Genomic DNA, 13,443 nt, shown 5'->3' on the forward strand with positions numbered 1-13,443 from the left:
AGAAACCATCCAGAGTGTTATGAAGAGATCGTTGAACAGTTTAATGAAATGAAGGAGGACAGGAAACGGATGGCAGGAGATCCTGCCATACGTACAAGGTACCCGAAATACATCGGGAAATATGACGAGGCAGCGTATGTGGAAAGAAACCGGGACAGGTACGAGTACCGGGAGTACAGGATCATAAATGATGCATCTTTTCTGTCAAGAACAAAGGTTCAATGGCCGTTCCTGAAAAGCGTGGGCTGTGCGGAACAGATCAGGATCCTTGTCGTGCGGGATAAAGAGGGAAATGATATCACCCCATCCAAAGAACAGTTTTTAAAAGAAGGGTCGTCCAGACAGCCTTTTCCCGGGAAAGGGGATCGGGAGAATATGGACATCCAGGTGGTGGGGATCGTTTCGGACCTGGAAATGAGTGCCGAAGAAATGGGACGGTGCAAGCGGAACCATTGGGCCGTGGAAAACCGCCTGCACCATGTCCTGGATGATACCTTCCGCGAGGACCGGTCACCGGCCAGAGGCTCCAGAAACAATCTCGCACTGATACGAAAGTATGCACTGAATGTCATTCGCCTGGTGCAGATCCAAACCAGCAATCAGTCCCCGGTCAGCGAGATGATGGATCTTCTCAATGATGAGCAGGATCTGCTGGGAAGGTATATCTTCGGTCCAATAGAAAGTCTCTATTATAAGAAGACACTTTGATGATGATATACTGAAAAAAAGAAGTCAAGACTGCAATGGGGGATTTTTGCGCTTTTTTAATTGGTCCTGTGTACGGATTCGAATAGAAGGCATGCGGGAGAGAAGCGGACGCATGCCTTCCTTCATTGAAACGGTATGTCTTCGTTTCTGTGGGAGTTCGTGAAACAACCCTGAAAACTCTGCGATTTTATTGATTTTACCGGCCTTGACAGGTATAATGATATTGGATAATTGTGTGAGGAGTGATGCATATGACAGAGCAGGAACTGCAGCGACAAAGAGATCATGAAGAAGATCTGGCAAGACTTCGTGGATTTCGCCCTGTTGACGATACTTTCATGCGAGTACTTTTCAGAGATAATCTTCCTCTCGCGGAATATGTTCTGCGAATCATCACCGGGAAAGAAGATCTACGCTTGACAAAAGAGGAGACCCAGAAAGACCTGGTCAGATTGGTAGGCGCCAGAGGTCTTTGCCTGGATGTACACGGTGTAGATGATCAGAATCAACAATATGATCTTGAAGTTCAGCGGGCAGACAGCGGTGCCAGACCGGAGCGAGCAAGATATCACGCGAGTGCACTGGATGTAGAAACCCTAAATGCCAGCCAGCAATTTGAAGAGTTGCCGACAACATATATTATTTTCATCACAGAGAATGATATTTGGAAGGCAGGAAAGGCATTATATCCTATTGATCGTATCAATGCCGCCACTGGCCAGGCGTTCGATGACAGACAGCATATTCTCTATGTAAACGCAAGCTACAAAGGTACTGATCCTTTAGGGATACTAATGCACGATTTCCTATGTTCTGACCCTGACGATATGAAGACCCCGCTTTTGGCTGAAAAAGCCAGATATCTTAAAACCGATCCGAAAGGAGTTGAGCTTATGTGCAAAGCAATGGAAGATTTGCGTGAAGAATCGATAAGAAGAGGTGAAGAGGAAGCCTTGTTGAGAAGCATTAAGAACATTATGGACAGTTTGAAAATCCCTGCACAAAAAGCCATGGATATTCTGAAAATCCCAGTGACTGATCAGACAAAATTTTTATCCATGTTGTAAAAGACTGCACGACAAAAGTCCCCAGGCACTACAAAGAAAATAGTGTCTGGGGGCTTGGTTTAGGGCTATTCCTTGTTGAATGTCAAGTGAACACGGCAACAAAAAGGACCAGGGTTACAGCATTACAGCTGCAGCTCTGGCCGTAATAATTTTCCTATTAGTTTGTCAACATCGCCACATGATGGAGCAATTCCTCCATGGCATAGGGCTTGCGGAGGTACACATCCGCGCCGCATCGAATAGCCTCTCTCTCCCCGTTCGTTCCTCCTTCGGCGGAGATCATGATCACGGGGATATCCAATGCCCGGCGCAGTTCTTTCAGGAAACTTACTCCGTATCCGTCAGGCAGTTCATTGTCCAGAATGATCAAATCCGGTTTGCACCGGGATAATTCGTCTCTGGCCTTCTCCAGCGTTGGCGCCTCCAACACTTCATAATCGCACAGGCGAAGATATTCGGCATTGGCTTTCCGAATGTGCTCGTTATCCTCAATGATCAGAATCGTTTTCATTTCATTCACTCATTGAAATCTGCCGGGTTTACAGTGGAGATATTCGTGATTGCGGCATTTCCCTCGAGATCTGCGTAGACAGTAACAACCTGGATGGAGCCTATTGCTTCTTCCGTCTGAAGGGTACTGTGACAGAGGAATGCATAATTGGTACCAGCCACGACCTGTGTGCCAAGCAGTACCATCGGTTCCAACTCATTTCCATCCAATTCCGCTACGGCTTTATCGAATGCTTCCTTTGCTTCCTGCGGAATGACAACAGCCGGATTGTCTGCAATTACTTCCCAGCCTCCCGCAGACATTTCCGCATAGTTTTCCTCTCCGACACCGTCAACATAGGCTGTCAAATCGAATTCATTCATCTGTGTGATCTCGGCATTTCCCTGCAGGTCCGAATACACGACCACCATCTGGTAAGATTGTTCCGGCACTGCTGTAACAGTCTCTGACTCGCACAGAATCATATAATTCGTCCCGGAAACAACCTGTCTTGCAACATAGGCGACCGGCTTCAGGTCGTTGCCGGTCAGCTGCTTGATCGATGTGTCAAACGCAGCCTGTACCTCTTCCGGCAAAGCACATGCTTCGTTTTTATAAAGTTCCCAGCCTCCACTTATCGTCGTGCTCTGTTCCGTACCCGTTTCTGCGGCATTCACTGTTTCTTTGTCGCGAGTGCCGCATGCGGAAACAGCCAGAACCGTAATGACTGCAAGCAGCAACATGCATGACTTCTTAAACATGATTCTCCTCCCGCTCTGCATTTACAACAAACTACAACCGCCTCTTCGTCTTTCTCATGAAAATGAACAGTACGAATATGGCTGCTAACGAAATCATCATCAAAGCGGCATATACTCCGACATTACTCTCGTCGCCCGTTGCAGGTGATGTCGATGATCGTACCGAATCCTGTTTTTCTTGAGGTTGTGTGTTTTCCTTCCGCACTATAAATGTTGCAAAAGCACTCCCGTTTGTCGTGACGATCTCAATCGTATGTTCTCCTTCGGACAGGGTATTCAGATAATCTGCATGCAGGGTGATCGTCAGCGGTTCCCCGGATACAGTATATTTATCGGAGGAAATGACCTTTCCGTCCACGAGGACGCGCAGAAGATTATCCTTTGCATCGTCCGTTTTGAAGGTCAGACCTTCTGTGCTCCCATCCCGGTATTCCGCACCGCCGCCTGACGTGATATTCGGCGGGACGGCTGTGACGAGCGAGATACCGGCTTCGTCACCATCGGAAAACTCAGCATCCTCCGCAAAAGCGCAGACGGGCAGACAAAGCGCAAGCAGAATAAGCCCCAAAAGGAGCGAAATAATTATTCTGCTTTGCGAATGCTCTCTCATAATGTATCTCCTATGAATAGTTTTCCTTATCACGTTCAGGCCATGTATTAGTATCAAGTTTAGTACTTCCAAGAGATAGAATATTTCGTGCCGTACCCGCAATACAGAGTCCTTGTTTTTCTGAGATATAAATTCCATTCCCCCACCTGAAATGGACACCATCTTCACCACCAACAGCACCATGACTGATTAGATGTTTCGTTTCATAATAATCTACTTTAATCTGAAATATGTCTTGTCCCTCTATCGTTTTAACATTAATACCCAGAAGCATAGCATAATCCGCAAGCGTAGCATACTCTTTTCGGCTAAAGAGTGTAATCAAAAAGATATTATTGTTTACATCAGTAACCAGACCTACACCTTCAAAATCATCATCTTTTCCAGAAAACTTGGTCAGATCAAATTGTCCAATCTCTATAAAATCCATTTTTGTTATATCGGTCGTTTCAGTATCCTCCGAGATATACAAGTAACATGTCGGATTTGCGTTCACTGCGATAACATATCTTGTTTTTCCCATATACTCAAAATCAGTGATCCCACAAGACGATGCAGCATGGCCAAAATGTAAAGATTTAACTACTGGAAGATCTTCTTGTGAAACATCAAAAACAAAGAGAGATGACTCGGGTTTATACTCGCATGGTACAAATACATACTGAGCAATTGCCTGCATTCCGCCAGGATGATTCAGGCCTGAGGGCATTTTCACCTTTTTATATTGTTTAGAATCTAAATCGGGTTTTCTTATCAATAAGCCATCTTTTGTATGACTACTCCCATTTGTAAAAAGAGAATATTCTTTTCCGTCTATGCAGGTTTTCGTAAAGCCCTGAACGTGTGCCGTGATTATATCTGCATAGTATGGCAAATGCTTATATTGCGCAAACTTCCCATCAGGATTAATCCTTGCGAATGACTGAGGAACATTTTCCAACTTGATAGATTTTATCATAATATAATACCTCTTATAATAAGGTTAGAGTATTCCAACATCAATCACTTACATTGCTGTATGGTTATTGGGAAAAACCCACTTCCACTCTCAGCGTGGCAGTATAACTGCCCGGCTGCGCCGCCGTCCATGCTGCGCTTGTAATGTTGATATACCCCTGACAGCTGCACGGGAATACGGTTTCATCGGTGACAGAGAAATAATACGAATTGTCGGCATTGCCAACTTCCTCAAGAGCATCACCAGTTAAAGTTACTGTAAACGGTATCGTTCCATCATGTGCTGTACTGGAAAAAGAAGAGTTATAAAAGGAAACATTACTTCGACTGTAACCCTGGCTGAATACTGCTGACTTCACCTGTACGTCAAACGCCGTCTGCGTATCGCCATACTTGACGTTGATCGTTGCCGGAATGGAAAGGGTGATGGAGGGTTCCGGTTCCTGATCTTTATACAACGCGGTGATTGTAAAGTTGTCCGCTTTAAGCGATGCGCCTCCACTGTATGTGCTTCCGGAGTCCAATTGCCAGCAGTCGAATTCTTTTCCTTCCGGTGCCGTAAACGGACACTGGCTTGGAAGCATGTAATAGACCTTCCCGTCCGTATCCAGATAGAAGCAGCCCTTTGTTTCGTCATAGTTTCCTGCCAGCATATCCGCATGGGAAATGACGGTCGTGCTGTCCACAGTGAACGCTTCGCCTGTTCCATCACCCGGTTCGACGGTTACGGTGTAGCTCTCAGGCTCCGGCACCACCAGCGTCAGCGCGATGGAGCCGGATTCACCGGCAACTTCACCAGTATTAGCACTATAGCTTCTCCAATAACTGTCATAAGTGAATGTGCCCGTGTAGGTTCCCGGCGCAGCCTGGCTGAAAACATCGGGGTCGATGTAGATTGCCATACCGACAGTAACGCCTTGCTGATCCATATTGAACTCTTTCTGTTGCAGCGCTCTCTGCTGCGGCCCCGTTGTGTGCCACGGATTATCCACCAGGAACGGGATGCTGTGCCCGCTGCTGTCGGTCAGCGTTCCGCCATTCATATAGAAACCGATAACTTCTGTAATTGCTTCTACGAGAATACCTCCTTGAATCTCGCTGATCCACCCTGCCTCGATCGACGTCAGCGTGCAGGGAATGTCCGTATAGCCGCTGCCGCTGAGGGTGTATTCCGTGGGCGAAAGGGAATAACTGGGCGGGATGTTGTTCCCTTCCCATTTCGCAAAAAGCGTCAGATTGCCCTCCAGCGTGACCGTGTCGCCCGCATGGTACCGGACAGCCCCGTCCGATGATTCCGCCCAGCCCAAGAAGTTATAGTAATCACGCGAAAGCGAAGAAAGCGTATACGCGGAAATGCCGGTTATGAATTCGACCGGCTGATTTCCATAGTTCGGGTCCAGTGTCAGCGCGTACTCACCGGGGATAATACCTGATTCCGAATACGTTGCCGTCAAGGTCACAGCTTCTGCAGGCATGGTAAAGGTCGCTGTGGCGGTCGTAGCGCTGCCATCGATAAAAGTCAGGCCGTCCGCACCGGTCCATTTATTGAACTGTTGTCCTTCCGGCGCGGCATTTGCAGTGATCTTGACGCTTGCGCCTTGGGCATAGCTGCCGCCTCCTGTTCCATTATTTACGGTTACAGAGTATGTAGGCACGATGATCGTAACCGTAAATGTCGCGGTTTTTGTGACATCTCCATCCGTAAAGGAGACGGTCACTGTGACCTCCCCGGCATCAGAAGAATCAAAGCCGGACAAATCCACGTCCGAAGTCACATCGATGGGCGTATCGTCTGTGTAGTTGTAATTGGCCATGACCACCATGCCGGTGGTGTCCAGCTCCTCGCCCACGTTGTATTCTGTCTTAGTCGGCGGCGTGACGGTGATCGAGTCCAACTCCGGGACTCCGGTTGTAAGAGTAATGCTGGCTTCCCCGTCCCCTTCGATGGTCGTGTCGCCGTCCGCCAGCGTCGTCAGCGGGAAACACCCCACGACGAGAATCAGGCAGAGAACTATGGATAATAACTTCTTCATCTTCAGTTCCTCCATGAGAATGATTATGGTGTTACGTTAAGTTTCACGATTGTCTCCGCTCCGTTGAGCGGTTCTTTTTCGGCGTCGTATGTCCAGTGCTGGTAGTGAAGGATTGCATTGTTGTATTCACCTGCTGATAGCGTCTGATTCAGCGTGATGCTTCGTACCACCTGCCCCGGCTGAAGCTCCTCCGATTTCCAGAGCACTGTGCCGTCTTCCAAAGATAAGGTAATCACCAGCCAGCAGTTGTTCTGAAGCGGGTTATCGAAGCGGACGGTCTGTTCCAGCGTATTCGCTTTGAACTCCAGCGTTTCAAAGGCCGTAATGTCGATCATTTCCGGGCGCTCCGGGACAACGAGGCCGCCGAGGCTACTCGGATCAAATGTGGATGTTTGCGCAGTGCTCTCCGGTTCCGAACTGTTGCCCGGCCTGCTTCCTGACTTTGAAACAAGCCATACGATTACGCCTATGGCTGCGATCAACAAAAGGACAAGGCAGATTATGAGGATCTTCTGACCACTTCCTCTATGTTTTCGTTTCCTTCTTTGACTTCCCGGTGCTTCATGATTTCCGGCCATAGACATCACCTCCCCACAAGAGCCGAGTGGAACACCAGCGACATGGCATAGGCACCATGCGGCGCAGCCATCCATGCCTCAGCACTGATATTCACAAATACCGTTATGGGATCACTGCCGTCAGGACTTAACGTAATGGTTGTCCCGTCGCTCCATGTCCTTTCTGTACCGTTCTGCATGACAGTGATTTCAATCGGAATAGAATGCGTATCACTGCTGAACGAGGAGTAGTCCAGTGTCACAGAGATTGCCTGATCGTCTGTGAAGTTCGAAGCTTCCTGTACTGATATCGTCCCGATTTCTGTCCGCTCTGCCTTATAGGCAATCGGCTGGCTTCCGGGAAGCGACAATGACCAGAAGGGTTCTTCAACAAGCTCCAATATTTGCTGATCTTCTTCCGTCTGGTCTGTTATCAACTCTTCCCCGTTCTCATCAGTTGCGGCTTCCATCGTTTCAATCGTGAGCTCATCGGCAATCTCAATAAAATTCGATTCCGTGAATTGATCTGCTGCATCATCCTGGATTTCCGAAAAACTATCTATGGTTGAATCATCCGGAGGAATTTCATCTCCACCATCCGGAAGCTCAACAGCTTCATCAACAATGTCTGAAAGATCCTCGATTGTTTCAAATACTTCTGGATCTTCTCCTTCAACTGTGGCAGCATCGACCATCTCATCCGCCACAGTGGCTATTGCTTCTTCCGGCTGGTTTTCCTCTTCCTCTTCAAACAGTTCCTCTGACAGGTCATATGCAATCTCGGGAATTGGTTCATTCGCATCCGTTACCGCTGCCTCTGCGAGGATGATATCATCTGTCTCTAATTCTGCTGCCAGGGCAGAGAACGGCGGCGGCAGCATTAGTGACAGGACAATCACTGTTAGCAGCAATTTCTTTAACATCCATCGTTTCTCCATGACCATCATTTCCGCTCCTTCTTCAGAATATCTGCCCGACACAGGGTCTCTTCCATCTGCTCATCTGTACTTCGCAAATGCCCATCATCTCCGTATACCGGCACGGGTTATATCATGGTTGTCATAGGACAGAAAGTTCCTAAAAGCTCTTCCAAGGGTATTGTACCGAAGCCCAGGGGCAAAAAAACAGAGCCGAAAATAATCATTTGCTTATTTTCAGCCCCATTTTTGAAGTTTTCTATTCTTCCGTAAACCGGTATCCTTCTCCGCGCCGCATTGTGATACCGCACCCGGAGCCTTCCAGTTTCTGCCGCAAGGTATGAATCGTATTTCGGATGGACTGAGTGATGGCTGGGTCCTCCTCCGTCAGCCAGATACGTTCTGCCAGTTCCTCTGTGGACACATATCTTGTTTTGCTCCGCTGCAGGTACTCCAATACTGCGTATTCCTTCGGCTGCAGCAGCAGTTCCTCACCATCCATCCGGATCTGCTTTGCGGCTGTATGCCAGGTCAGCCTGCTAGTATTGAAGTCCTCCCGGATCACCGGCTGGTCTTTACGCCTCAGCAGGGACGCTACACGGAGCAACAGCTCCTCGACCATGTATGGCTTGGTCATATAGTCGTCACCACCGGCACGGAGACCGCGGATCACATCTTCCTTCGTATTCAGCCCACTTAAGTAAAGGATGTTTACTCTATATCTTTTCTTCAGTTCTGTTCCGTAATCCAGCGCGTTGGCATCCGGCAGGATGATATCCAGGAGGATGAGGTAGGGGCGGAATTCTTCACACAGGCTGATCCCTGCCTTCATGGTCCTGGCGGTGCACACATCATAGCCCTCCAGCTCCAGGGCGGTCTGGTTGGCTTCATTGATGCCCCTGTCATCCTCAATCAGCAGTATCCGTCGCATTGCTATCACCTTTGTCCCTTTCGTTATATATCGTGATTTCCACGACCGTACCGCCGCCCTCATTGTCAAGGATAGCAATATCTCCGTGATGCATATCCATGATCGTCCGGCAGATGGACAGCCCATATCCCGTGCTGCCGTCGCCGGAGTAGCCGCGTTCAAATACCTTTTCCCGCATATCAGGCATTATCCCGTCGCCATGATCCGATACCGTGATGACGGTTTTGTCCGGATCCGTTTTTCCCACAAGAAGGATCGTGCTGTTCTCTGTGTGCCGGTTAGCGTTGATGATCAGGTTGTACAGAACCTGCAGAATGAGATCCCTGTCGCAGTATACTGTATCATTCTCCCCACACAGGACTTCCATCCGGTTACGGTTTTTCTGGCAGATTGGCTCACAGAACAGTCTGGCATCCTGCAAAAGGCCTCCTACGGATTCCTGCTTCACCGATACGGCGGTGCCTTCCGCAAAGGACACCTTGCTGGTGCGGTCAATGAGGTTGCCCAACCGCACAGCTTCCGATTCTGCCAGCTTCAGGCCCTTTACAGTCTTTTCATCCGCCCGGCCCCGCTGGATCAGCATGGTGGATACGCCGCAATTCGAAGCAATCACCGCCAGCGGGCTTTTCAGTTCATGGATCATGTTCTCAAAGAACGCCGTTTGAACATGGGAGAGCCGCATCAGGGTCTCGTTCATCTTCTCCAGTTCCAGCTCCCTGCTGTGGGCGGTCTCATAGGCTTCCTGCGCCTGCCGGTAATCCATGGACAAAGCCACCGTCTGGATGAAGGCTACACAAACCACGCCGATACCGGAAACACTGACCGTCTCCAGACTTCCGTAGGCAAGCCGGTCAAAGCCAATGGAGAGAAGATAAATCACTTCACTTGCAAAGGTTGCCCACTGGAAAGCAGATATGCTCTTCCTGTGCCGAAGGATGCCAAATGTATTCCAGGCGAAGAACACCAGGAGCCAGCCCATCATGACCACATGAAATAGGGTACTGTACCTCGTATACACCAGGGACGGGAGCAGGACATGCCCGCCCACCAAAATAGCTGCCAGGGCGATGGTGATCACAGGAAGGAGCCTCGGCAGGAGCTTTTGGAACACGCCATAATAGAACAGGATCAGGAACATGCCGGTCAGGATGCCTGCGCAGTGTTCCAGCCGGTGCCCGAACAGCCAGTTCAGGTTGGGGAAGAGCAGCATGACCGGCTTCGGGTCGTTGAACGCGGATTGGACGGCAATAAAGGCGCAGGCCAGAGAAAAGAACAGGAAGCTCCCACGTTTTGGCGAATAGAAGAACATTCCCAGGTTGATCATTGCGATGACCAGCAGGGTTATGATGGTCAGGCTCACGCCAAGCAGTTGCTTTTCCGCCATGGCCTCGATCAGGTCCGCAGTGCCAAGCTTGATGACCGCCGTGTTCCAGTAATGGTGGACCCAGTTCGCCCGCTGCAGAACAATCCGCGTCAGGTCGTCTGTGGCGGTGAAGTAAACAGTTTTGCTTCTGGTAAGAGGGACAAAGCCTTCCGCCGTGTCACTGACAGTGCCGTTTTCTGCCAGCAGCGCATCGTCTACCCAGAGCTTCATAGCATATGTAGCATTTTCTACATGGATACCATAGGTTTTGCCTGGTTCCAGGCGCAGCTCCAGATAGTCCGTCTTAAAACGGGCAAAGTCACTGCGATAGTATTTGGAAATGTTTTTTCCCGTCTGCGAATCCTGATATTCCGCCGGAACCTCGCCGGATGGAAGATCCGTGCCGTAGGCGGCGAAATCCTCCGGTGTGTACAGTGCCCAGTCATATACGCGAAAATCCGTCTCTTTGATGTTGTAAATATTCTCTGAAAATTGCTTCGCAGTGACGAATCCATCCCAGGTCAGAACCTTTGTATTTGTCAGTCTCTGAATGCCGAGGAACATGGCGATCAGGAGCAGACAGCCCAGGAAGCCATAGATTATTTTCTTCATATGCTGTACCCCGCCTTTCCATGACGCTTATTGCATCTTCAACTGACCGTCAACAAAAATCAGACACAGTATTTTATCGCATCCCAATTGACAGGATTGCCGTCATATTTATTCGCCTTTCAGATGCTTTTCGGTTTGGCGGTCAAATTCCGAGATATATTCCTGATCCTGTCGGACGCGGAAAACCTCATATTCCTTTTCAGCCTTCGCAACCGCATCCTCGTGGGATACATGTCCTTTTCCGGTCAGTACTTTTCGTCGATTATTTGTCAGAAACTGATTGGTCTGGTCCAACCAGTCCTGCATGCTCATCAGGACTTCGTCCTCCGCCATCAACTCGGCGTAATCAATAAACATAGTAACCAGGCGGTTTAATCGTGACATTTCCTTTTCACTCAGGTAGTTTTTCGCGATTGTGATATCACGCTTCAAAATCTTTCCGTCAGGAGCATCCTTCCATGTCGTCAGTCCCATCGTCGGTTTTTCAGCGTCTGCCCGGTCATAGATAATCTCTGCTGCCGTCTGGCCTGTAACAGCAAAGTGCAGTTTATTCTGGACGAAAGCATAGAACGCTCTTGTCGTTTCGCTGTTTTTATCATAGTCGTAGCTGCACTGCTCAAACACATCTGCAATCTTCTGATACGCGCGACGCTCACTTGCACGGATCTCCCGGATGCGTTCCAGTAATTCATCAAAATAATCCTTACCGAACGGTTTCCCGTTCTTGAGCATATCGTCATTCAGAACAAAGCCTTTGGTGATATACTCTTTCAGTGTCTTCGTTGCCCATTGGCGAAACCGGGTAGCCTTTTTGGAATTAACCCTGTATCCGACTGCAATGATGGCATCCAGGTTATAACATTTAATTCTCCTGGAGACACTTCGACTGCCTTCTTGCTGAACTACCGAGAAAAACTCGGCAGTTGCCTCTTCTGTCAGTTCTTCTTCTTTATAGATGTTCTTCAGATGCAGTGAAATATTGTCAGTACTGCAATCAAAAAGCTCCGCCATGGCCTTTTGCGACAGCCAGAAAGTTTCATCCTCATAATAAACGCTGACGCAGACATTTGTATCATCCATCTGATACAGAACAATTTCATGCTGATTATTCATCGACGCCTCCATCCGTTTCCTTGTCCGGCACATATTCCAAAATATCGTCCAGAGTGCAGTCCAGCGCCGCGCAAACCTTCTCCAGTGTCTCAAGGGGCAGGGACTCATCTTTTCCCAGCTTTGCCAGTGCATTTGTCGATATGCCCGCTTTCTTCCGAAGCTGCGAGCGTGACATGTCACGATCCAGAAGAATGTGCCATAACTTTTTATAAGACCGAGTCATAGGATCCCCCTTTCATCACTTTTATCACAAAAACCAACACATATACCTTATCACAGGCCGCTCTATTCTGCAATATGAAATTGAATAATTCAACCGCGCCTCAAAAAAACTGCTTGACACTATGGCTCGATGGAACCCGATGGAACTCGTGCTGAACTCGTAAAGTCGATGGAACTGCATGTCCGGATTATGCATTTCCGCTGTTTCTCACTTCATTACAAAGCATTCGGCAAATCTTAGCTTGCAAGTTTTCTGCTCCATCTTCCTTGAAATGCACTCGAACAAGAAAAGTTTGTTTACCAATCCGTTTTCTCACAAGCACCGCTTCAGATGGAACCTCCACGAGTTGTTCCTCTTTTAAGGAACCTGCTGTATTGCACATGATGTCTTTCCTATGATTCATATTCTTGGTTTTGGTCTCTGCCATATCATATTCTCCCTTCGCTTCAGATTTGAGTGGCAGAGTGGCAAGGTTTTGGGTATCTATAGAATCCTTGCCACTCAAAGTTCTGTCTGCCAGTGAAATGCAGTCACTCCATCCAGTAAAGCTTCCTGCGGCCTTCTACGGTCTTGCTTTTCAATGCTTCGCCAAGCTCCTTCTTGGCATCCCTGACAGTACGGGTTGAGATGCCTTTCTCCAGAGCCTTCCGGTCAATCTCTTCACTAAGGGCCTGTTTGCCTCCGGCCAGCATGGCGCAGATCATGTCCTTCGCTTCCTGCGTCTTGGTTTCCTTTTTCTTTTCAGCACCGGACAGCAAGGTGGTCAAAATAAGATTTTTGGCACACTTTCTATACATAGTGCACAAATTCAAGTAGCGAATTTGTGTATTTTGTCAATTGACATACCCTTAACAAAAATGCGGCGCCCCTGTTAGAAATCACATTTCAAGTTTCTAACAGGAGGTGCTTTTTTATGGATCAACTCTCACTACTCAAATCTATTGTTTCCGACATTTCTGGAATTCTGAAGTCTGAGGATTTCCTGAATGCTCATCGTTTTCCCAATTGTTTCGTGCGGAAAAGGAAACTGTCTGTCTACCATGTCGTCACTTACCTGCTGTACTCGACCAGGCAGGCGATGCACAATAACATTTCCAGGAT

The 13,443-nt window shown here is 48.4% G+C and carries 15 protein-coding genes and 1 pseudogene; 3 read left to right on the forward strand and 13 right to left on the reverse strand.

Features of this window, described 5'->3' with window-relative positions; all coding sequences use genetic code 11:
• Both BLT02_RS16150 and BLT02_RS16155 read left to right on the forward strand, forming a co-directional pair.
• Nucleotides 1-708: pseudogene (locus BLT02_RS16150) on the forward strand (hypothetical protein); the annotation flags it as partial.
• A gap of 251 nt (nucleotides 709-959) precedes the next feature.
• Complete coding sequence (locus tag BLT02_RS16155; RefSeq protein ID WP_242869854.1) at nucleotides 960-1,775, forward strand: PD-(D/E)XK nuclease family transposase; 816 nt, start codon at nucleotides 960-962, stop codon at nucleotides 1,773-1,775.
• 157 nt (nucleotides 1,776-1,932) lie between these two features.
• Here BLT02_RS16155 and BLT02_RS16160 read toward each other — a convergent pair whose 3' ends face one another.
• From BLT02_RS16160 to BLT02_RS16220, 13 genes are all read right to left on the reverse strand, one after another.
• Nucleotides 1,933-2,286, reverse strand: a complete 354-nt coding sequence (locus tag BLT02_RS16160; protein WP_175453903.1) for a response regulator transcription factor — start codon at nucleotides 2,284-2,286, stop codon at nucleotides 1,933-1,935.
• A gap of 5 nt (nucleotides 2,287-2,291) precedes the next feature.
• The gene (locus BLT02_RS16165; protein ID WP_092997925.1) at nucleotides 2,292-3,026 is read right to left on the reverse strand and encodes a hypothetical protein; all 735 of its coding nucleotides are present in this window, start codon (nucleotides 3,024-3,026) and stop codon (nucleotides 2,292-2,294) included.
• Between the two features lie 31 nt (nucleotides 3,027-3,057).
• Nucleotides 3,058-3,636 carry a hemoblobin-interacting domain-containing protein gene (locus tag BLT02_RS16170; RefSeq protein WP_092997928.1) on the reverse strand — a complete coding sequence of 193 codons (579 nt, stop codon included), beginning with the start codon at nucleotides 3,634-3,636 and terminating at the stop codon, nucleotides 3,058-3,060.
• 10 nt (nucleotides 3,637-3,646) lie between these two features.
• On the reverse strand, nucleotides 3,647-4,594 hold the full coding sequence (locus BLT02_RS17440; protein ID WP_092997931.1) for a hypothetical protein: 948 nt from the start codon (nucleotides 4,592-4,594) through the stop codon (nucleotides 3,647-3,649).
• Nucleotides 4,595-4,658: 64 nt separating this feature from the next.
• Nucleotides 4,659-6,626, reverse strand: coding sequence for an InlB B-repeat-containing protein (locus tag BLT02_RS16180; RefSeq protein ID WP_175453904.1), 1,968 nt, complete (start codon nucleotides 6,624-6,626; stop codon nucleotides 4,659-4,661).
• Nucleotides 6,627-6,649: 23 nt separating this feature from the next.
• A complete protein-coding gene (locus BLT02_RS16185; RefSeq protein WP_092997937.1) occupies nucleotides 6,650-7,204 on the reverse strand; it encodes a hypothetical protein in 555 nt (184 codons plus the stop codon).
• Between the two features lie 5 nt (nucleotides 7,205-7,209).
• On the reverse strand, nucleotides 7,210-8,130 hold the full coding sequence (locus tag BLT02_RS16190; protein ID WP_139187717.1) for a hypothetical protein: 921 nt from the start codon (nucleotides 8,128-8,130) through the stop codon (nucleotides 7,210-7,212).
• A gap of 229 nt (nucleotides 8,131-8,359) precedes the next feature.
• Nucleotides 8,360-9,031, reverse strand: a complete 672-nt coding sequence (locus BLT02_RS16195; RefSeq protein WP_175453905.1) for a response regulator transcription factor — start codon at nucleotides 9,029-9,031, stop codon at nucleotides 8,360-8,362.
• Nucleotides 9,009-11,006 carry a sensor histidine kinase gene (locus BLT02_RS16200; RefSeq protein WP_092997946.1) on the reverse strand — a complete coding sequence of 666 codons (1,998 nt, stop codon included), beginning with the start codon at nucleotides 11,004-11,006 and terminating at the stop codon, nucleotides 9,009-9,011. The genes BLT02_RS16195 and BLT02_RS16200 overlap by 23 nt, the downstream gene beginning before the upstream one ends.
• A 108-nt stretch (nucleotides 11,007-11,114) precedes the next feature.
• Nucleotides 11,115-12,119: a virulence RhuM family protein gene (locus BLT02_RS16205; RefSeq protein WP_092997949.1), complete on the reverse strand. Its 1,005-nt coding sequence runs from the start codon at nucleotides 12,117-12,119 to the stop codon at nucleotides 11,115-11,117.
• On the reverse strand, nucleotides 12,112-12,342 hold the full coding sequence (locus BLT02_RS16210) for a helix-turn-helix domain-containing protein (protein ID WP_092997952.1): 231 nt from the start codon (nucleotides 12,340-12,342) through the stop codon (nucleotides 12,112-12,114). The genes BLT02_RS16205 and BLT02_RS16210 overlap by 8 nt, the downstream gene beginning before the upstream one ends.
• 187 nt (nucleotides 12,343-12,529) lie before the next feature.
• Complete coding sequence (locus tag BLT02_RS18055; protein ID WP_092997955.1) at nucleotides 12,530-12,847, reverse strand: transposon-encoded TnpW family protein; 318 nt, start codon at nucleotides 12,845-12,847, stop codon at nucleotides 12,530-12,532.
• 25 nt (nucleotides 12,848-12,872) lie between these two features.
• Nucleotides 12,873-13,139: a hypothetical protein gene (locus BLT02_RS16220; RefSeq protein WP_242869855.1), complete on the reverse strand. Its 267-nt coding sequence runs from the start codon at nucleotides 13,137-13,139 to the stop codon at nucleotides 12,873-12,875.
• Nucleotides 13,140-13,255: 116 nt separating this feature from the next.
• On the opposite strand from BLT02_RS16220, the gene BLT02_RS17615 reads away from it, so the two are divergent.
• The coding region (locus tag BLT02_RS17615) for a hypothetical protein (RefSeq protein WP_347475060.1) at nucleotides 13,256-13,443 on the forward strand (188 nt) is incomplete at its 3' end.

The organism is Sarcina sp. DSM 11001 (assembly GCF_900101015.1).
Classification (GTDB): Bacteria; Bacillota; Clostridia; order Lachnospirales; family Lachnospiraceae; genus CAG-791.